The sequence below is a fragment of the Mitsuokella sp. AF21-1AC genome (genome assembly GCF_003458855.1).
Lineage (GTDB): Bacteria > Bacillota > Negativicutes > Selenomonadales > Selenomonadaceae > Mitsuokella.
The window spans coordinates 25,073-45,001 of sequence record NZ_QRVW01000023.1; the positions used below are offsets into that span (position 1 = coordinate 25,073).

The following is a 19,929-nucleotide window of genomic DNA, read 5'->3' on the forward strand; positions in this document are numbered from 1 at the left end:
TACGGCGGCATAGCTCAGTTGGCTAGAGCATGCGGTTCATACCCGCAGTGTCCGGAGTTCAAATCTCTGTGCCGCCACCAATTTTGTTCCATGACCCCTTTGCAGGGGTTTTATTTATGTCACGAACCAGTCCGCTTCCTTGGGAAAAAGATTTTGTTTTGTCAAGGAAATTTTGTTGACAGGCTTTTGCAAGTGTGATAAATTGTATTAGTGACATTATGAAAAGGTCAACTTTTGCAACGTAAGGGGTGTAATAAAGGATGCGCAACAATATCACGTTGGAGTGCACGGAGTGCCATAGCCGCAACTACCGCACCAACAAGAACAAGAAGAACAACCCGGATCGTCTGGAGTTCAATAAGTACTGCAAGTTCTGCAAGAAGCATACGGTGCATAAGGAAACGAAGTAAGAGCGCGGTTCGCGGTACGAACGGGGATGTGAAGTGATTGTGAAGAAGTTCCTGGACGAAGTAGTCGCAGAGATGAAAAAGGTGTCCTGGGCCACGAGAAAAGAGGTCGTGACGTATACGGGTGTCGTTGGCATTGCCGTAGCCGTCGTCTGTGCTTTGATCTGGATCTGTGACACATTCTTCGCGAGATTGTTCCACATCATTTTAAGGTAAGCTGGGTGAAAGAGCATGGCAGATAAAGACGAGATGGATCTTCGTCAGGATAATCCTGGCAGAGCCTGGTACGTTATCCATACGTATTCGGGTTATGAGAATAAGGTCAAGGCTAACCTTGAGCGTCTCATCCATACGGCCAACATGGGCAACATGATCTTCAATGTGGTTGTACCCGTTGAGGATGAGGTCGAAATCAAGGACGGCAAGAAAAAGGTCGTTCCGCGGAAGGTCTTCCCCGGGTATGTGCTGGTCGACATGATCGTCGACGAACATTCCTGGTACGTTGTGCGCAACACCACCGGTGTAACCGGTTTTGTCGGTTCCGAGAAACATCCGATACCGCTTACTGATGCTGAGGCAAAACGTATTCTGAAATCCATGGGCGAAGAAGAACATAAACCCGAGCTCGATGTGGCAATCGGGGATGTGGTTCGCATCAATACGGGTGTCTTTGAGAACTATACGGGCACGGTTACCGAGATTGACGAGGAAAAAGCGCGTCTCAAGGTTCTCGTGGAAGAGACTCCGATTGACCTTGGTTTCGATCAGGTCGAAAAGCTTTGACCGGAACCAACAAGTTATTCTTTTTAGGAGGTGAAAACTACAATGGCTAAAAAAGTTGCGAAAATCGTAAAGCTTCAGGTTATGGCTGGCAAAGCTAATCCGGCTCCTCCGGTAGGTCCTGCCCTCGGTCAGGCCGGTGTCAACATCATGGGCTTTTGTAAGGAATTCAACGAAAGAACTAAATCGCAGGCTGGTCTTATCATCCCGGTCGTGATTACGGTTTTTGAGGATAGATCCTTCACGTTCATCACGAAGACGCCGCCGGCTGCTGTTCTGCTGAAGAAAGCTGCTGGCCTCGACAAGGCTTCTGGCGAACCGAACAAGAACAAGGTCGCAAAACTGCCGCGTGCAAAGGCACAGGAAATCGCTGAGAGCAAGATGAAAGATCTCAACGCTGGCGATATCGAAGCTGCTACCCGCATGATCGAGGGTACGGCACGCAGCATGGGTATTGAGATCGTCGACTGATCCCAGACCCTTCCTCCTGTGGGAGGCAATACCGTTATAACCACAACAAAGGAGAATGACAATGTCTAAAGCTGGTAAGAAATATCAGGAAGCTGCCAAGCTCGTAGAGGCTGGTAAGCTTTATCCGGCTGCTGAGGCAATGGAACTCGTCAAGAAGACGGCTACGAAGAAGTTCGATGAAACGATCGAGCTGCACGTCCGTCTCGGCGTTGATCCGAAGTATGCTGATCAGCAGGTCCGCGGCGCTATGGTCCTGCCGCATGGCACGGGCAAATCCAAGCGCGTCCTCGTCTTTGCCAAAGGCGAGAAGGTTAAGGAAGCCGAGGCTGCAGGTGCAGATTTCGTCGGCTCCGATGAAATTGTCCAGAAGATCCAGGGCGGCTGGCTCGACTTCGATGTCGCTGTCGCTACGCCGGATATGATGGGCACGGTTGGTCGTCTTGGTAAGATCCTTGGTCCTCGCGGCCTCATGCCGAACCCGAAACTGGGTACGGTCACGATGGATCTCACGAAGGCCATCAGCGAGATTAAAGCAGGTAAAGTCGAATACCGCACCGATAAGGCCGGCAATGTTCATTGCCCGATCGGCAAGGCATCGTTCGACGCTGAGAAGCTTCAGCAGAACTTCCAGGCCCTGATTGATACACTGATCCGCGTAAAACCGGCTGCTGCAAAAGGCCAGTACATCCGCTCCGTCACGGTGAGCGCGACGATGGGCCCGGGCGTACCAGTCCAGTTCTGAGGATCAGCGAGACTCCGGTCTCCACAATCGCATATCGAAGGCTGTAGACAGCAGGTTTGATATTCCATCATCTAACGACGATCGTGTCGCCTGCCGAGGCCGGAGTCACCTAACTTCGAAAATGTGACCTCCGGCGGACAGCCGGAGGTTTTTTGATCTGTTTTAAAATCCAGAATGACAGGAGGTGTAACTAGAATGGGTGTTACTTCCGCTAAACAGGCTGTTGTCGCTCAGCTCAAGGAGCAGCTCGAGTCCGCTAAGGGCGTCGTGCTTACGAGCTACAAAGGTCTTACGGTTGCACAGGATACGGAACTCCGCCGCGAACTCCGCGAAGCAGGCGTTTCCTATCATGTTGTAAAGAATACGATGATGCGCATCGCTGCCAAAGAGGCTGGCCTCGAAGGTATCGACGAGCATCTCGAAGGCACGACGGCTTTCGCATTCTCCACGGAGGATGCTGTCGCACCGGCCAAGGTTATCTGCGGCTTCATGAAGAAGAACAAGCTTGAAGAAGCTGAGATCCTGACGGTTAAAGTCGGTGTTGTCGAGGGCAAGGTCATCGGTGTCGATGAGGTCAAGGCTCTCGCAGCTCTGCCGTCCCGCGAAGAACTCATTGCCAAGCTGCTTGGCAGCATGAACGCTCCGATTTCCAATACGGTCAATGTTCTGCAGGGTGTTATTCGCAACGCGGTCTATGTGCTTGACGCTGTCCGCGCACAGAAAGAGTCCGCATAATCCCGTTTCTTTGAATGGGGGACTCAGACGAGAAGCTGCTTAGCTTCTCTTGAACAAGTTTGATCGCGGGCTTCGGTCCGTGGTTATCCGGGACATTCCCGAAAAGAAGAAAATCAAAACGAAGATACAAGAAAATTGGAGGTAAATTCAAATGACTAAAGAAGAAATCATGGAAGCCATTGAAAACATGACTGTCCTCGAGCTGTCCGAGCTCGTAAAGGCTATGGAAGAGAAGTTCGGCGTTAGCGCTGCTGCTCCGGTTGCTGTTGCTGCTGCCGGCGCTGCTGCTGGTGCTGCTGCTGAAGAGAAGACCGAGTTCACGGTTGTTCTCTCCGCTGTTGGCGACAAGAAAATCAACGTTATCAAGGCTGTCCGTGAAGCTACGGGCCTCGGCCTGAAGGAAGCCAAGGCTCTCGTTGATGGCGCTCCGGCTCCGGTCAAAGAGAACATTGCCAAGACTGACGCTGAAGCTCTCAAGGCTAAGCTCGAAGAGGCTGGCGCTACGGTTGAGCTGAAGTAATTTCAGTTGACGCGTTTCGGAACCGTCCCCCTGGGGCGGTTCTTTTTTTATGATTTTCCTTGTTGGGGTTGACATGTCAGAAAAGCTATGATATAGTGTTAAACTACAGGAAAATGAATAGGGAAAACCATGTGTCAGCGGAAAGGAACGGAAGCAAGGTGTAAAAAAATAAGCATACCTTGTTTTTTTCTTGTTCTATGGTTCCGCGTCTATTTGTGTTGTTTCTCTATCTTTCAAAGATCATTCTAGTAAATCAGGCTAAGGGGTGAAGGATTTAATGTTTAATCCTGTGCCGGTGGGCAAACGAACCAGGTATAGCTATGCCAGAATCAAAGAGGTCATGGAAATGCCGCATCTGCTGGACATCCAGCGGAACAGCTACAAGTGGTTCCTCGATAAAGGGCTGCAGGAAATCTTCCATGATATCTCGCCAATCCAGGATTTCTCCGGAAATCTGGTACTGTCCTTCGAGAGCTTCTCGCTCGGCGAGCCGAAATATGAGCTCGACGAGTGCAAAGAGCGTGATGTGACGCTGGCTGCACCTCTTCGGGTGAATGTCCGCCTCATCAATCGCGAGACAGGCGAAATCAAGGAGCAGGAAGTCTTCATGGGAGATTTCCCGCTCATGACAGATACAGGTACGTTTATCATCAATGGTGCAGAGCGTGTTATCGTCAGCCAGCTCGTTCGTTCTCCGGGTGCTTATTACGGCGAGGAGATCGATCCGACCGGCAAGCACCTCTACAATGCTACGGTCATTCCGAACCGTGGCGCATGGATTGAACTCGAGACGGATACGAATGATGTCGTGTCCGTCCGCATTGACCGCACGCGCAAGATGCCGGTGACTTACTTCATCCGTGCCCTTGGCTTTGATACGGACGAGAAGATCCTGGAGCTCTTTGGCGATGATCCGCGCATGCTCAACACGATTGAGCGCGATGGCGAAGAAGTCAAGTCTCAGGGCAAGGCTGTCATCGAGATTTACAAGCGCCTGCGTCCGGGTGAACCGGCCAATGAGGACAATGCTACGCAGCTCCTCAATTCGCTGTTCTTTGACCCGAAGCGCTACGACCTCGCAACGGTCGGCCGTTACAAGCTGACGAAGAAGCTCGGCTGGAAGCGCCGCATCCTCGGCAAGGTCCTCGCAGAACCGATTGTCGACCAGGAAACGGGCGAGATCGTCATTCCGCAGGGCGAAGTCGTGACGGAAGAGATGCTCGATGCTGTCGATGTGGAGCGCGAGAAGCAGCTCTTCGGCGATGGCAAGCTCATCACGCTGTACCTGATGAAGAAGGACGGCGGCAAAGTCCGTCTGCTCTGCTCGCCGACGCTCGACATCCATGACCGCACGATCACGAAGAACGATATCCTTGCGTCCATCAGCTACCTGCTGAACCTCATGGACGGCTTCGGCACGACGGATGATATCGATCATCTCGGCAACCGCCGCGTCCGTGCCGTGGGTGAACTGCTGCAGAATCAGTTCCGCATCGGCCTTTCCCGCATGGAGCGTGTCGTGCGCGAACGCATGACGATCCAGGACGTCGATGTCATTACGCCGCAGGCGCTCATCAACATTCGTCCGGTCGTCGCTGCGGTCAAGGAATTCTTCGGTTCCTCCCAGCTGTCGCAGTTCATGGACCAGCACAATCCGCTGTCCGAGCTCACGCATAAGCGCCGTCTCTCGGCCCTTGGCCCGGGCGGTCTGTCCCGTGAGCGCGCCGGTTTCGAGGTCCGCGACGTACACAACTCCCATTACGGCCGCATGTGCCCGGTTGAATCCCCGGAAGGTCCGAACATCGGCCTCATCGGTTCGCTGGCTACGTATGCCCGTGTCAACCAGTTCGGTTTCATGGAGACGCCGTACCGCCGTGTCGACAAGGAGACGCATCGCGTGACGGATGAAGTCCGCTACCTGACGGCCGATGAAGAGGATGAACTCGTCATCGCTCAGGCCAATGAGCCGCTCGACGAGAATGAGTGGTTCATCAATGAGCGTGTCACGGCACGTTACAATGAGGAAACCGGTCTGCATGCGCGCGAAACGGTCGACTACATGGACGTCAGCCCGCGCCAGGTCTTCTCGATTGCCACGGCCATGATCCCATTCCTCGAAAACGATGATGCGAACCGTGCCCTGATGGGCGCGAACATGCAGCGCCAGGCTGTGCCTTTGCTGCGCACGCAGGCTCCGCTCGTCGGCACGGGCATGGAGTACAAGGCTGCCTGTGACTCCGGCGTCATGGTACTCGCCAAGCATGCCGGCGTCGTCGAGGAAGTTACGGCTGATCACATCGATGTCCGCACCGACAAGGGCGAACTCGATCACTATAAACTGCAGAAGTTCCTGCGTTCCAACCAGGGAACCTGCATCAACCAGGTCCCGATCGTCTTCAAGGGCGACCGCATAGAGGAGAAGCAGCCAATCGCAGACGGCCCGGCTACGGACCACGGCGAACTCGCCCTCGGCTACAACATCATCGTTGCTTACATGCCGTGGGAAGGCTACAACTACGAGGATGCCGTGCTGCTCTCTGAGAATCTCGTCAAGCGCGATATCTACACGTCCATCCATATCGAGGAGTACGAATGCGATGCCCGCGATACGAAGCTCGGACCTGAGGAAATCACGCGCGATATCCCGAATGTGGCGGAAGAAGCCCTCAAGGATCTCGATGATGAAGGCATCATCTCCATCGGCGCTGACGTGCGTCCTGGCGATATCCTCGTCGGCAAGGTCACGCCGAAAGGCGAGACGGAACTGACGGCTGAGGAGCGCCTGCTGCGCGCCATCTTCGGTGAGAAGGCCCGCGAGGTCCGCGATACGTCGCTGCGCGTCCCGCACGGTGAGCAGGGCAAGATTGTCGATGTCAAGATCTTCAGCCGCGAGAACAACGATGAACTGCCGCCGGGCGTCAACCGCCTCGTGCGCGTCTACATCGCGCAGAAGCGCAAGATCTCCGTCGGCGATAAGATGGCAGGCCGTCACGGCAACAAGGGTGTCGTCTCGCGCATCATGCGCCAGGAAGACATGCCGTTCCTGCCGGATGGCACGCCGGTCGATATCGTACTGAATCCGCTGGGCGTCCCGTCCCGCATGAACATCGGACAGATCCTTGAGGCGCATCTCGGCCGTGCCGTGCTCGAGATCGGCAAACAGATCAAGGAGAATGATCCGACGATTGAGCAGCGTCTGCGCGATCTCGGTTACGATGTGGACCGTTACGGCATGCCGAAGCCGGATGTCGCCGGCCTGCATATCGCAACGCCAGTCTTTGACGGCGCCGGCGATGATGAAGTATTCGGTACGATCAAGGCCGCAGGCCTGCCGGTTGACGGCAAGACGGTCCTTTACGACGGCCGCACGGGTGAACCGTTCGAGAACCGCGTAACGGTCGGCTGCACGTACTTCCTCAAACTGCATCACCTCGTTGATGATAAGATCCACGCACGTTCCACGGGCCCGTACTCCCTCGTTACCCAGCAGCCGCTCGGTGGTAAGGCTCAGTTCGGCGGCCAGCGCTTCGGCGAAATGGAGGTCTGGGCTCTCGAGGCTTACGGTGCTGCTTACACGCTGCAGGAAATCCTCACGGTCAAGTCCGATGATGTCGTCGGTCGTGTCAAGGCGTACGAAGCTATCGTCAAGGGCGAGAACATTCCGGAACCGGGTGTGCCGGAATCCTTCAAGGTCCTCATCAAGGAGCTTCAGTCCATCGGCCTCGATATCAAGGTGCTCAATGAGGATGCCAAGGAAATCATGATTCAGGATGATGACGATGACGACATCAACATCAATGAGACGGCAAAGAAGCTCGATCTCGATGTCGCAGGCGTTGACCCGAATAAAGATGGTGCAGCAGAACCAAAACCGGAGAATGTTGACCATTATGACGAAGGCGCTTCGTCCGATGACGAGAAGCCGGATGACATCATTGCCGATATCGGCAGCCTCGGTTCCATTGTAGAGCCGGATGGTAAGGATGAGGAATAAGAAGGGAGTGTCATCTCTTTGCTGGATGTAAATAATTTTGATTCGATGCGCATCGGTCTTGCCTCGCCGGAGAAGATTCGCGAGTGGTCCTATGGCGAAGTCAAGAAGCCAGAAACCATCAATTACCGTACGCTCAAGCCGGAGCGTGACGGCCTGTTCTGCGAGCGTATCTTCGGACCGACTCGTGACTGGGAATGTCACTGCGGCAAGTACAAGCGCATCCGCTATAAGGGCATCATCTGCGACCGCTGCGGCGTCGAGGTGACGCGGGCCAAGGTCCGCCGCGAGCGCATGGGCCACATCGAGCTCGCCGCTCCGGTTTCCCATATCTGGTATTTCAAGGGCATCCCGAGCCGCATGGGCCTGATCCTCGACATCTCCCCGCGCGCCCTCGAGAAAGTCCTGTACTTCGCTTACTACATCGTCCTTGATCCGGGCGAAACGGACCTCACGAAGAAGAGCCTCCTGTCTGAGAAGGACTATCATGAAGCTCTTGAGAAATACGGCAATACCTTCCGCGTCGGCATGGGCGCCGAGGCCATCAAGGAGCTCCTCGAGGAGCTCGACCTCGACCGCATGAGCGAAGTCCTGCGCAAGGAAGTCCGCACGGCTTCCGGTCAGAAGAAGGTCCGTGCCATCCGCCGCCTTGAGGTGGTCGAGGCATTCCGCAAGTCCGGCAACAAGCCGTCGTGGATGATTCTCGACGTCGTGCCGGTCATCCCGCCGGAGCTGCGCCCGATGGTCCAGCTCGACGGCGGTCGTTTTGCGACGTCCGACCTCAACGACCTCTATCGCCGTGTCATCAACCGCAACAACCGCCTCAAGCGCCTGCTCGATCTCGGTGCGCCGGACATCATCGTCCGCAACGAGAAGCGCATGCTGCAGGAAGCTGTTGATGCCCTGATCGACAACGGCCGCCGCGGCCGTCCGGTCACGGGGCCTGGCAACCGCCCGCTGAAATCCCTTTCCGATATGCTCAAGGGCAAGCAGGGCCGTTTCCGCCAGAACCTGCTCGGCAAGCGTGTCGACTATTCCGGCCGTTCCGTTATCGTTGTCGGCCCGGAGCTCAAGCTGCATCAGTGCGGCCTGCCGAAGGCCATGGCCCTCGAGCTCTTCAAGCCGTTCGTCATGAAGAAGCTCGTTTCCTCGGGCGCAGCGCACAACATCAAGAGCGCAAAGCGCATGGTGGAGCGTGCACGTCCTGAAGTATGGGATGTCCTCGAGGACGTCATCAAGGAGCATCCGGTCCTCCTGAACCGCGCCCCGACGCTGCATCGCCTCGGCATCCAGGCTTTTGAGCCGGTCCTCACCGAGGGCCATGCCCTGAAGCTGCATCCGCTGGCCTGCACGGCTTACAACGCCGACTTCGATGGTGACCAGATGGCCATCCATCTGCCGCTTTCGGCTGAGGCCCAGACGGAGGCCCGCATCCTGATGCTCGCCGCCAACCACATCCTCGCGCCGAAAGATGGCAAGCCGATCATCGTCCCGACGCAGGATATGGTTCTCGGTTCTTACTACCTGACGATCCTCAAGCCGGGCGCAAAAGGCGAAGGCAAGGTCGTCACGGGCATTGCCGAGGCCCTGCTTGCTTACCAGCAGCATGACCTCGAGCTCCAGGCTGAGATCCAGTGCCGTATCGAAGGCTACGGCCTCGTCCGCACGTCCCTCGGCCGCATGATCTTCAACGAGATCCTGCCGCAGGAGCTGCGTTACTATCATCAGGACAAGGAGACTGGCGAGTGGCGTCTCGGCATTCTCATGAACAAGAAAGAGCTTGGCAAACTCGTTGCCAACTGCTATAACCACTTCGGTGCCACGAAGACGGCAGAAGTCATCGATGGCGTCAAGAATCTCGGCTACCATTACGCCTGCATCGCCGGCATGACGGTTGCCATTTCCGATGTCATCGTGCCGCCGAAGAAGAAAGTCATCATCGGCGATACGCAGAAGATCGTCAACAAGATTGAGCGCCAGTATGACCGTGGTCTCATCACGGAAGACGAGCGCTACCACAAGGTCGTCGACCTCTGGTCGAAGGCCACGGATGACGTCGCTGATGCCATGATGGAGAACATGGATGCCTTCAATCCAATCTTCATGATGGCGGACTCCGGTGCCCGTGGTAACAAACAGCAGATGCGTCAGCTGGCCGGCATGCGCGGCCTCATGGCTGACCCGTCCGGTAAGATCATCGACCTGCCAATCACGGCGAACTTCCGTGAGGGTCTGTCGGTATCCGATTACTTCATTTCTTCGCATGGCGCCCGCAAGGGTCTGGCCGATACGGCACTGCGTACGGCTGACTCGGGTTACCTCACGCGCCGTCTCGTCGACGTCGCGCAGGATGTCATCGTCCGCGAGGAAGACTGCGACGTTTCGACGCTGAACCTCGTGCAGGCTCGTGCCCGCCTTGCCGCTTCGACCTTCGATGCACTCGAGATTCTCAACGACAGCCTCATGGGCCGTTTGCTCGGTGCCGATGTCATCGACCCGGAGACGAAGGAAGTTCTCTTCCCGCGTGATACGATCCTCGACGAGGAGAAACTCACGACGATCGGCGAGAAGAATGTCCGCGAGATCATGGTCCGCGGCTCCTCGCTGGCTTCGGAAGCTGCCCTTTCGAACGCGATGGTCACCGAGGTCATTTCCCTCGGCGAGCCGGATGAGGCTGCCCGCCAGAAGATCAAGGATTCCATGATCCGCGAGACCTGCGGCAAAGAAGTCACGCACGATGTTGTCGACGAGGAAGACAATGTCATCCTCGAGGCCGGCAAGAAGATCACGACGGAAGACTTCGAGCGCATCCTTTCCAGCACGGCCCATGAGCTTCATGTTCGTGACAACAATGTCCGCGGCATCGAGGTCGAGGCCATCAAGGAAGGCGACGGCATCATCGAGTCGCTGGCAGAGCGCATTGTCGGCCGTGTCCTGGCGGAAGACATCATCGATCCGGGGACGGGTAAGAAGATTGCTTCCATCAACGACAGCGTCGACGAAGAACTCGCCAAGCGCATCGAGAAAGTACGCGATCACGTATCGATCCGCAGCGTCCTGACCTGTAAGTCACAGTTCGGCGTTTGCATCAAGTGCTACGGCCGTGACCTTGCCAACCAGGCAGAGGTCGAGATCGGCGAAGCTGTCGGCATCATCGCCGCACAGTCCATCGGCGAGCCGGGCACGCAGCTCACGATGCGTACCTTCCATTCCGGCGGTGTCGCCGGTGACGATATCACCCAGGGTCTTCCGCGTGTCGAGGAACTTTTCGAAGCCCGCAAGCCGAAGCATCATGCCATCATCGCTGAGATCGAGGGCGTGGCTGAGGTTGAGGACTCCGGCAAGGGCATGCGCAAGGTCACGATTCGTCCGGCTGAGGGCGAGGCACGTGAGTACGCCATCCCGTATGGTGCCCGCATGCACGTCAAGCAGGGCATGCATCTGAAGCCGGGTGACAAGCTCACCGAAGGCTCGGTGAACCCGCACGACATCCTGCGCGTCTGCGGCCTGCAGGCTACGCAGCGCTACCTCGTGTATGAAGTACAGAAGGTATACAAGTCCCAGGGTGTTGAGATCAACGATAAACACATCGAGGTCATGGTCCGCCAGATGCTCCACAAGGTCAAGATCGAGGAATCCGGCAGCACGGATTTCCTGCCTGGCGAATACATCGACATCAACTCCTTCGAGTCGGCCAATACGAAGGCCATCGAGGAAGGCGGCGAGCCGGCTGTGGCAAAACCGATCCTGCTCGGCATCACGAAGGCATCGCTGGCTACGGATTCCTTCCTGTCAGCAGCGTCCTTCCAGGAGACGACGCGTGTCCTGACGGATGCCGCCATCAAGGGCAAGGTCGATCCGCTCATCGGCCTCAAGGAGAATGTCATCATCGGCAAGCTCATCCCGGCTGGTACGGGCATGAGCCGTTACCGCAACCTCAAGGTTGTCGAGACGCACCCGAAACCGGCTCCGGAAGCTCCGGCAGAAGAGACGCCGGAAGAGACTTCCGAGCAGACGGGAGCCTGATGACACCAATGCGGTGTGCATAACGCATAAAAAGAAAACCTTCCCCGTTTTTGGGGAGGGTTTTTCCATTATTATCGCGAAAATACATCAAGTATCTGCTACTTTGTTTTTAGGAGGTATTGTAAATGTCAGAAACATGCAATCATGATTGCGGCTCCTGCGGCACGACCTGCGGCCAGGATACGCGCAAGAAGGACTTCCATGAAGCACCGAATGAACTGAGCTCCATCCGCCACGTCATCGCGGTCGTCAGCGGCAAGGGCGGCGTCGGCAAATCGCTCGTGACGGGCCTCATGGCGGTGGCCATGAGCCGCAAGGGCATGCATACGGGCATCCTCGATGCCGACATCACGGGCCCATCCATCCCGAAGATGTTCGGCGTGAAAGGAGAGGTGCGTGGCAGCCAGGTCGGTGCTTACCCCGTGACGACGGCCGGCGGCATCGATATCGTCAGCATGAATCTCCTGCTCGAGAATTCGACAGACCCCGTCGTCTGGCGCGGCCCGATCATCAGCGGCGTCGTCAAGCAGTTCTGGCACGACTTCATCTGGGAAGATGTCGACTACATGTTTGTCGACATGCCGCCGGGAACGGGCGACGTGCCGCTCACGGTCATGCAGTCCATCAAGCTCGATGGCATCATCATCGTCACGAGCCCGCAGGAACTCGTCTCCATGATCGTCGAGAAAGCCGTCAAGATGGCGGAAGGCATGAAAGTTCCCATCTTGGGACTCGTTGAGAACATGAGCTATTTCGAGTGTCCGGACTGTGGCAAGCGCCATGAGATCTTCGGCCACAGCCACATTGAAGAGATCGCGAAGGCTTACCATCTCGATGTGCTCGCCCGCATTCCCATCGAGCCGCAGCTCGCAGCAGAATGCGATGCCGGCCAGATCGAGACGATTGCCGATACCCATATGCAGGATGCCGTTCAGAAGCTCCTGGCTGCTGACAAGCCGGACGACGCCGAGGCATGAGCTTTGCGCCATTCCTTCGGACTGCAGTGGAAATGCGCGTGAAAGGCGCGTGAGAAGGTCGAGTAATCATGGAAGCCGGTCTCTGTGCTGATGCGTGTGACGGCCATATCCGTGCGCAGCAGGTCGCGGGCCAGCAGCAGGCGTTTGTTCTGGATGTACTGGTGCAGGCTGTAGCCTGTGGCTTCCTTGAACTTGCGCATGAGATAGTAGCGGCTCAGGAAGACCTCTTCAGAGAGGCGCTCGACGGAGAGCTCCTCGGTCAGATGGCTGCTGATGTAGCGAAGGACCTGCTGGATTTTTGGGTCATACGTCACGCCCTCCTGCGTGCGCAGTTCATGCTCGGCCATGCTGCGGTTGAGCAGGATCAGGAATTCCATAAAGACAATTTCGGTATACAGCCCATTGGCAAATCCTTGCCCGTGGGCTGTTTTTTCGACTTTGTCCATATGGTAGAGCAGGTCGTGGCTGTGGCCGGGCAGCTGATGCATGACGCTGCCTTCAGCGCGTGCCGTCGCAAAGCAGGCCGCAAGATCTGCGCCGTGTGCCTGCGCGGACCAGCGCGCGAGGAAATCCGGCGCAACATAGATGACGATGCGCTCGTACGGCGTATCGCTGTTCCGGAAGACCGGCCGATGGATTTCGCCGGCCGAGACGAAGACAATATCGCGCTCCTGCAGGGGATACGTCTTTCCTTCTATGATGTAGTCGACGCTGCCGCCGAGGAACATGATGATCTTGTGGAAGTCGTGATAGTGGAACGGGATCGCGCGCAGATTCCGGTCCTTGAGGCGGAATACGCGGAAGGCGCCGCTGAGATACCCCTTCTTGGGGTAGGCGGGTATTGCTGCCATGATATATCATCCTCCTGTCATACGGGAATATCTTTTGCTTTTCAACTGTGTTTACTTGTATCATAGAGCATTTTTTGCAATATAGAAAGCATATTTTCTGATTTTCTTGCGAAAAACTTCCTGCTATAATAAAGCCATCGCAAGCAAAGAAGAAAGGTTGGTGGCCCTCATGATGGTCGTTCGTGTTTATAAAGCAGAAAACAAGGAATACATGGTGATGGATGGTACACAGGGATTCCTGCCGGGCGCGGCGGCTGTCCGCCTGCTGATGCATCGCCGTCATGGCGTCGGCACTGACCGCTTGCTGGTCTTCACAGGCAGTGAGGAAGTTCCTTCCTTTGCCGCCTTCACGCCGGAAGGCGAGCAGCAGGAACTCACCGCTGCCGATTACGCCGTGCTGAGCCGCAGCAAGGAAGATTACGAGCTGCGCCTGACGAACGGCTTCGTCGAGCGCCTGCGCGCCGTTGATGCCGAGCGCCTCGTCTGTGCCGGCTGAAGACCGCTGACAGGATGTCCTGAATGCGCGGCTCTGCAGCGAAGCCTGCATCTGCCGCGAACCATACAGAGAGATGCGTTTCAGGGTTAAAAAGGCGAAAGGGCCTGTTCTGGTTTTGCCAGGACAGGCTTTTTTCGTCTTTATCTTTGACTTTTTGTTGTTTATGGTGTATAGTAGTAGCTGTACGTTAGCACTCGGACATTGTGAGTGCTAACAATGACTTTGTCAACAAATTTTACCATAAGAAAGGCAGATTCACATGGGAAAAGAAAAATACGAGTTTAAGGCAGAAACCAAGCAGCTGCTGGATCTCATGATCCATTCCATTTACACGAACCATGAGATTTTCCTGCGCGAGCTCATCTCGAATGCTTCTGATGCCATCGACAAGGCGCATTTCGAGAGCCTGACGGACCGCAGCCTACTCGAAGGCGATGAGAACTTCGAGATCTTCCTGACGCCGGATGCCGAGCAGCATACGCTGACGATTGCCGACAACGGCATCGGCATGAACCGCGAGGAACTCATCGAGAACATCGGCACGATTGCGAAGTCCGGTACTAAGGCATTCCTCGAGCAGCTCAAGAAGGCGAAAGAGGAGAACAAGGACCTCACCGATAAGGAAATGATCGGCCAGTTCGGCGTCGGTTTCTATTCGGCCTTCATGGTCGCCGACCAGGTGACGATTGTTTCCCGCAAGGCCGGCGATGCACAGGCCTGGAAGTGGGAGTCCTCGGCCGATGGTTCCTACACCATCGAGGAAGCGGAGCGCGTCGAACGCGGCACGAGCATCACGCTGCATCTCAAGAAGGAATTCTGCGGCAAGGAAGCTGAGCAGGACTTTACGGATCCGTACGAGATCGAACGCCTCGTGAAGAAGTACAGCGATTACGTCCGTTATCCGATCAAGATGGATTTCACGTTTGAAGAAACGCCGAAGGACAAGGACGGCAAGGAGATTGAAGGAGCCGAGAAGATCAAGAAGGTCGAGACGCGTACGCTCAACTCCATGCAGCCGCTTTGGACGAAGAACAAGTCCGAAATCAAGAAAGAGGAGTACAACGAATTCTTCAAGCATCAGTTCCATGAGTGGGAAGATCCGATGGAAGTCTTCCACACGAAGGCCGAAGGTGCCGTGGAGTACACGGCCCTCCTGGCCATCCCCGCACATGCGCCGTACAACCTCTATCAGACGGATTACGAGCCGGGCGTGCAGCTCTATAGCCGCCATGTCTTCATCATGGACAAGTGTAAGGACCTGTTGCCGGATTACCTGCGCTTCATGAAGGGCCTCGTCGATTCGCCGGATCTCTCGCTCAATATCTCGCGTGAGCTCCTGCAGCAGAGCCGCGAACTCAGGACGATTGGCCGTGCGCTTGAGAAGAACATTCTCAAGGCACTGGCCCGCAAGCTCAAGAATGACCGCGAAGCTTACGAGAAGTTCTGGAACGAGTACGGCAAGTCTTTGAAAATCGGCATCTACAACAGCATCTACAGCGGTTCGTCGGATACGGTCGACAAGCTCAAGGATCTCATCCTGTTCCTGAGCTCCAAGGAAGGCAAGCTTGTCTCGCTCAAGGAGTACGTGGAACGCATGCCGGAAAGCCAGAAGAAGATTTACTATGCGACGGCCAAGGATAAGGAAACGATTGAGCATCTGCCGCAGATGGAAACGCTGCGCGACAAGGGCATCGAGGTCCTGTATCTTCTGGATCCGGTCGATGAGTTCTGCCTGGAGACAATCCACGAGTACGAGGGCAAGCCGTTCCACTCGATCAGCCGCGGCGACCTCGATCTCGACGATGCCGAGAGCCAGGAAGTCAAGAAAGAGACGGAGGAGATCCAGAAGGATAACGGCGATCTCATGAAGGACATCAAGGAAGTCCTAGGCGATAAGGTCGCGGATGTCAAGGTGTCGGCACGCCTCAAATCGAGTGCCGTCTGCCTTGTCGCCGATGAAGCGGGTCCGTCGCTTGCCATGGAGCAGACCTTTGCCGATATGAAGAATCCGCTCTTCAAAGCAAAGCGCATCCTTGAGATCAACCCGCATCATGAGCTCTTCCAGCGTCTGCAGCAGCTTCATACGGCAGGCAAGGACAGCCAGGATTTCAAGGATTACTGCGACCTTCTTTACACGCAGGCCCTGCTCATCGAGGGCATCCTGCCGGAGAACCCGGTCGACTTCGCGAATAAAGTCGCCAAGCTCATGGCCAAATAAGCAGTTTTTAGCATTTTCTCATAGATTTTCTCAGAAAAGGGAACATAGGGGAATACGTTTACCCTCTATGTTCTCTTTTTTATTTGTTATAGAAATGTACATACAATTATGAAAACAAATAAAAAATCAAAAACCATCTTGATTTTTATTATTCCATAGCGTATAATACAGTTGTAAGCAAAAGAAAACGTTTGCTACTACGAAAGAAAAGACAATCGGTGGCGCGCTGCCGAGGTGTTCAAACGGCGTGAGGGGAAATTGCCTACCTGTTTTTTTACCGTAGTGAGAAAACGTTTACATTTGAAGGGGGAAATCACTATGAAAGAGAACCTTGTGATCACGATCAGCCGTCAGTATGGTGCGGGTGGCCGTGAGCTGGCAGGGATCCTGGCTGAGAAGCTGGGCATCAAGCTCTACGACCGTCAGCTCGTGCATCTGGCTGCGGCCAAGCTCGGCATCCATGACCTCAGCGAGGAGGAACTGCTCGAGATGGAGAATACGGTCAAGCCGCTTTCCATGAGCTTTATCCCGTTCCATTCCTTCGGCACGCACATGGGCGAGTCCAGTCAGGGCATGTTCATGAGCGAGTCCGCTGTCATTCGCAAGATCGCCCAGGATGGCTCCTGCATCTTCCTCGGCCGCTGCGCCGATTATGCCCTGCGCAACAGCGACAACCATTTCGACATCTTCGTCTGTGCCGATGATGAGTATCGCGAGAAACGCGGTCAGACGGTCTATGAGGGCAAGAGCCTCAAGGAACTCAACCGCGAAAATGAGAAGCGTGCCCGTTACTACAATTACTATACGGGCCGTACGTGGGGCGATGGTGCGAATTACGATCTCGTTGTCAACACGAGCAAGGGCGCATCGCTCGATACGATTGCCGATGCCATCATCGCGTACATCGACAAGATCAAAGGCTGAGGGCTTGATTTTTTAGGGAGGCATTCATAATGAATAGCAAATTACTGCAGCGCATCTGCTATGCGTGCGGCACGTTTGGTCATGACGTGTTCTATGCCATGATCGGCACTTATTTCATGATCTTTGTCACAAGCAACCTGTTCCATTCCAATAATCCGAGCCACGATGCCTACATGATCGGCATTGTCACGACAATCATCCTCGTGCTCCGTATCCTCGAACTTTTCGTCGATCCGTTCATCGGCAACCTGATCGATAAGACGAAGACGCGCTGGGGCCGCTTTAAGCCATGGGTCATCGTCGGTGCCTTCGTCGCAGCCATCACACTGGCCATGCTGTTTACGGATTTCGGCGGCCTGACGGTCACGAATCCGACGCTCTATCTGATTCTCTTCGCCATCGTCTACTTCATCATGGATATCTTCTACAGCGCCAAGGACGTTGCCATCTGGTCCATGATCCCGGCTCTTTCCTTTGATTCCCACGAACGTGATATCACGGCCACGATCGCCCGTATCGGTTCCGTTTTCGGCGCCAACCTCGTCACGGTCATCGTCATGCCGGTTGTCCTCTACTTCTCGCTGAACCAGAACGGCGGTGCTGGTGACCCGACTGGTTGGTTCGCATTCGCCTGCGTCGGCGGCGGTATCGCAACGCTCGGTGCCATCATCCTCGGCCTTGGCACGCACGAGCAGGAATCTGCACTGCGTGAGAACAAGACGGAGACTTCCGCGAAAGACGTATTCAAGGTCCTGACGCAGAACGACCAGCTCATGTGGACGGCCATCGCTTACCTCGTCTATGGTATCGGCATCAACATCGTCAACAACTTCAACCTCTATTACTTCATCTACGTCATCGGTGATGCTACGAAGTTCTCGATCCTCGGTGTCATCAACACGGTTATCGGCCTGATCGCCGTTGCCCTGTTCCCGGCTCTGACGGCCAAGTTCAGCCGCCGCAAGCTCTTCTTCGCTTCCATTGCAATCATGCTCGTCGCACTCCTGATTTATGCGATGTCCGGCACGAATGTCACGATGGCTCTCATCGGCGCAGGCCTCTTCGCTCTGCCGCAGCCGCTCGTCTTCCTCGTCGTCCTCATGACGATCACGGACTCCGTCGAGTATGGCCAGCTCAAGATCGGCCATCGCGATGAAGCTGTCTGCCTCTGCGTGCGTCCGCTCGTCGATAAATTCGCTGGTGCTGTCTCGAGCGGCATCATCGGCCTTGTCGCCGTCTGGGTCGGCATGACGGGCGGTGCTTCCGCTGCTGATATCAAGCCGGATGCCCTGTTCCACTTCCAGATTGTCATGTTCGCCGCACCGATCGTCCTCATGGTTATCGCTTCCTTCATCTACCGTGCAAAGGTAACGCTGACGGAAGCAGAGCATGCGCGCATCGTCCGCGAGCTTGAAGAGAAATGGGAAGACCTGAGCAAATAATCAGGCCTCAGCCAGATCGAGCATCTGGGTACAAATAAACAAAGCCGTTATTTGACCTGAGGAGGAGGCCGTTGTACCATGAAGATACAGCGGCCTTTTCTCATGTATCCTTACGGGAAAAGAGAAAACAAAAGGTATAAGGTATAAGTTTAAGGACGAACTGTTAAGTAGACGATAACATCGACAAATGTGCTCATAAGTGGGCAAATATTCTTATGGGTACATGCTTAACGAGCCGTCTCTAGCCCAAGTGACCGTGTTCAGTGAAAACTGTTTGCGGGATGAACTACGTTATCGGGAAAAGTTAAAAAACCACCTGCGGGTGTACTTTCAGCCTGCTGCTCTGGGAGTGCCAACCAAGAAACACCGCTAATGCCTTGCGGTGACAACAGGGAAACACATGAACTTCCGATGACTTGGGCACGAAGGAAAGTTCTCCAAAATGGAAGGTGGCAGAGATGCCTGATATTAAGAAATATGCGTTCGTTTTGGACGCTGAAGGGAAACAGCTCGACCCCACAATCGAGCAAAATGCTTGGCGACAGGTTCGCCAGCATAAGGCAAAGCTGGTGTCGAGGTTCCCTATGGTTATCCAACTGCAACAAAGTGCTCTTTAAGGGCACAATTGAGCAACGCAAGGACGTAAAGAAAAAACTTGAGCAGCGTCGTGGCTATCGTCGTTACCACAGGTATCATAAGCATTATCGCCCTGCAAGGTTCAACAATCGTGCCTCATCAAGACGCAGCGGGAGGCTTATGCCATCCATTATTCAACGCAAGCAGGCAACCCTGAGGGTTATTGATCGATTACGTCAGTGGATTCGCATGGATGGGTACTGGCTTGAGGACGTAAAGATTGACATGCGGGCACTGACTGATGGCTATAAACCGTATCACTGGCAGTATCAGAAATCGAACCGTCTGGACACCAACCTCCGTATTGCGGCAATCTTCCGTGACGACTGCAAGTGCATGGAATGCGGCCAGGAAAATACTCGCTTCGAGGTACATCACATCACTCCAAAAAAGAAAGGCGGGGCCGACACGATCAGCAATCTGATTACGCTTTGCCCGAAATGTCATGCTCGAACATTCGGCAGAGAAGTGCAGTTTGCCGATAAGTATTATAAGATGATTGGTCCCGCAGGTCATATCGAAGGCTTGGACGACGCCCAGCGGGTCATGCAGGGCAAGCATTGGTTTAGAGAACAGTTACAGAGTCGTGCCCCCCTGGTATTAACCACAGGCGGCGACACAGCAAACAAGCGTGAAGACTGGAATATTATAAAGACACATTCCAACGACGCTATTTGTATTGCGGATTTAGAACCTGAATCGGTTGACGTCGA

Annotated in this window: 15 protein-coding genes, 1 tRNA gene and 1 pseudogene; 16 read left to right on the top strand and 1 reads right to left on the bottom strand. The window is 55.0% G+C overall.

The genetic code is table 11. From position 1 onward, the window contains the following. The first annotated feature begins 3 nt into the window (after window positions 1–3). The 11 genes from DWX75_RS08940 (at window position 4) to DWX75_RS08990 (ending at window position 12,649) form a co-directional block, all read left to right on the top strand. Window positions 4–80, top strand: a tRNA-Met gene (locus DWX75_RS08940). Between the two features lie 180 nt (window positions 81–260). After that, a complete protein-coding gene (rpmG, locus tag DWX75_RS08945) occupies window positions 261–410 on the top strand; it encodes a 50S ribosomal protein L33 (protein WP_005839118.1) in 150 nt (49 codons plus the stop codon). 33 nt (window positions 411–443) lie between these two features. Further along, window positions 444–623, top strand: a complete 180-nt coding sequence (gene secE / locus DWX75_RS08950) for a preprotein translocase subunit SecE (protein WP_118015982.1) — start codon at window positions 444–446, stop codon at window positions 621–623. Window positions 624–638: 15 nt separating this feature from the next. Continuing rightward, complete coding sequence (gene nusG, locus DWX75_RS08955) at window positions 639–1,190, top strand: transcription termination/antitermination protein NusG (RefSeq protein WP_118015983.1); 552 nt, start codon at window positions 639–641, stop codon at window positions 1,188–1,190. 42 nt (window positions 1,191–1,232) lie between these two features. Beyond that, the gene (gene rplK, locus DWX75_RS08960) at window positions 1,233–1,658 is read left to right on the top strand and encodes a 50S ribosomal protein L11 (RefSeq protein ID WP_118015984.1); all 426 of its coding nucleotides are present in this window, start codon (window positions 1,233–1,235) and stop codon (window positions 1,656–1,658) included. A 61-nt stretch (window positions 1,659–1,719) separates the two neighbouring features. Next, window positions 1,720–2,400 carry a 50S ribosomal protein L1 gene (gene rplA, locus DWX75_RS08965; protein ID WP_118015985.1) on the top strand — a complete coding sequence of 227 codons (681 nt, stop codon included), beginning with the start codon at window positions 1,720–1,722 and terminating at the stop codon, window positions 2,398–2,400. A gap of 195 nt (window positions 2,401–2,595) precedes the next feature. Beyond that, window positions 2,596–3,135, top strand: a complete 540-nt coding sequence (rplJ, locus tag DWX75_RS08970) for a 50S ribosomal protein L10 (RefSeq protein ID WP_118015986.1) — start codon at window positions 2,596–2,598, stop codon at window positions 3,133–3,135. Between the two features lie 151 nt (window positions 3,136–3,286). Beyond that, the gene (gene rplL / locus DWX75_RS08975; protein ID WP_118015987.1) at window positions 3,287–3,655 is read left to right on the top strand and encodes a 50S ribosomal protein L7/L12; all 369 of its coding nucleotides are present in this window, start codon (window positions 3,287–3,289) and stop codon (window positions 3,653–3,655) included. Window positions 3,656–3,932: 277 nt separating this feature from the next. Beyond that, window positions 3,933–7,649: a DNA-directed RNA polymerase subunit beta gene (rpoB, locus tag DWX75_RS08980; protein WP_118015988.1), complete on the top strand. Its 3,717-nt coding sequence runs from the start codon at window positions 3,933–3,935 to the stop codon at window positions 7,647–7,649. 18 nt (window positions 7,650–7,667) lie between these two features. Then, the gene (gene rpoC / locus DWX75_RS08985) at window positions 7,668–11,672 is read left to right on the top strand and encodes a DNA-directed RNA polymerase subunit beta' (RefSeq protein ID WP_118015989.1); all 4,005 of its coding nucleotides are present in this window, start codon (window positions 7,668–7,670) and stop codon (window positions 11,670–11,672) included. 125 nt (window positions 11,673–11,797) lie between these two features. Then, on the top strand, window positions 11,798–12,649 hold the full coding sequence (locus DWX75_RS08990) for an Mrp/NBP35 family ATP-binding protein (protein WP_118015990.1): 852 nt from the start codon (window positions 11,798–11,800) through the stop codon (window positions 12,647–12,649). Here DWX75_RS08990 and DWX75_RS08995 read toward each other — a convergent pair. Next, complete coding sequence (locus DWX75_RS08995) at window positions 12,604–13,500, bottom strand: AraC family transcriptional regulator (protein WP_233519549.1); 897 nt, start codon at window positions 13,498–13,500, stop codon at window positions 12,604–12,606. The two genes, DWX75_RS08990 and DWX75_RS08995, sit on opposite strands and share 46 nt — an antisense overlap. Window positions 13,501–13,717: 217 nt before the next feature. On the opposite strand from DWX75_RS08995, the gene DWX75_RS09000 reads away from it, so the two are divergent. The 5 genes and pseudogenes from DWX75_RS09000 to iscB all read left to right on the top strand — a co-directional run. Beyond that, the gene (locus DWX75_RS09000; RefSeq protein ID WP_233519550.1) at window positions 13,718–13,996 is read left to right on the top strand and encodes a diaminopimelate epimerase; all 279 of its coding nucleotides are present in this window, start codon (window positions 13,718–13,720) and stop codon (window positions 13,994–13,996) included. Between the two features lie 259 nt (window positions 13,997–14,255). Continuing rightward, window positions 14,256–16,214, top strand: coding sequence for a molecular chaperone HtpG (gene htpG, locus DWX75_RS09005; RefSeq protein WP_118015992.1), 1,959 nt, complete (start codon window positions 14,256–14,258; stop codon window positions 16,212–16,214). Between the two features lie 318 nt (window positions 16,215–16,532). Then, on the top strand, window positions 16,533–17,138 hold the full coding sequence (locus DWX75_RS09010; RefSeq protein ID WP_118015993.1) for an AAA family ATPase: 606 nt from the start codon (window positions 16,533–16,535) through the stop codon (window positions 17,136–17,138). Window positions 17,139–17,167: 29 nt separating this feature from the next. Then, window positions 17,168–18,580, top strand: a complete 1,413-nt coding sequence (locus DWX75_RS09015) for a glycoside-pentoside-hexuronide (GPH):cation symporter (RefSeq protein ID WP_118015994.1) — start codon at window positions 17,168–17,170, stop codon at window positions 18,578–18,580. A 458-nt stretch (window positions 18,581–19,038) separates the two neighbouring features. After that, a pseudogene (iscB, locus tag DWX75_RS09025) lies at window positions 19,039–19,929 on the top strand (RNA-guided endonuclease IscB); the annotation flags it as partial.

What these genes read in the sequence shown, in the direction of transcription:
- rpmG (WP_005839118.1), top strand. Translation starts at nt 261, where the DNA reads ATGCGCAACAATATCACGTTGGAGTGCACGGAGTGCCATAGCCGCAAC.
- nusG (WP_118015983.1), top strand. Translation starts at nt 639, where the DNA reads ATGGCAGATAAAGACGAGATGGATCTTCGTCAGGATAATCCTGGCAGA.
- rplK (WP_118015984.1), top strand. Translation starts at nt 1,233, where the DNA reads ATGGCTAAAAAAGTTGCGAAAATCGTAAAGCTTCAGGTTATGGCTGGC.
- rplA (WP_118015985.1), top strand. Translation starts at nt 1,720, where the DNA reads ATGTCTAAAGCTGGTAAGAAATATCAGGAAGCTGCCAAGCTCGTAGAG.
- rplJ (WP_118015986.1), top strand. Translation starts at nt 2,596, where the DNA reads ATGGGTGTTACTTCCGCTAAACAGGCTGTTGTCGCTCAGCTCAAGGAG.
- rplL (WP_118015987.1), top strand. Translation starts at nt 3,287, where the DNA reads ATGACTAAAGAAGAAATCATGGAAGCCATTGAAAACATGACTGTCCTC.
- rpoB (WP_118015988.1), top strand. Translation starts at nt 3,933, where the DNA reads ATGTTTAATCCTGTGCCGGTGGGCAAACGAACCAGGTATAGCTATGCC.
- DWX75_RS08990 (WP_118015990.1), top strand. Translation starts at nt 11,798, where the DNA reads ATGTCAGAAACATGCAATCATGATTGCGGCTCCTGCGGCACGACCTGC.
- DWX75_RS08995 (WP_233519549.1), bottom strand. Translation starts at nt 13,500, where the DNA reads ATGGCAGCAATACCCGCCTACCCCAAGAAGGGGTATCTCAGCGGCGCC.
- DWX75_RS09000 (WP_233519550.1), top strand. Translation starts at nt 13,718, where the DNA reads ATGGATGGTACACAGGGATTCCTGCCGGGCGCGGCGGCTGTCCGCCTG.
- htpG (WP_118015992.1), top strand. Translation starts at nt 14,256, where the DNA reads ATGGGAAAAGAAAAATACGAGTTTAAGGCAGAAACCAAGCAGCTGCTG.
- DWX75_RS09010 (WP_118015993.1), top strand. Translation starts at nt 16,533, where the DNA reads ATGAAAGAGAACCTTGTGATCACGATCAGCCGTCAGTATGGTGCGGGT.
- DWX75_RS09015 (WP_118015994.1), top strand. Translation starts at nt 17,168, where the DNA reads ATGAATAGCAAATTACTGCAGCGCATCTGCTATGCGTGCGGCACGTTT.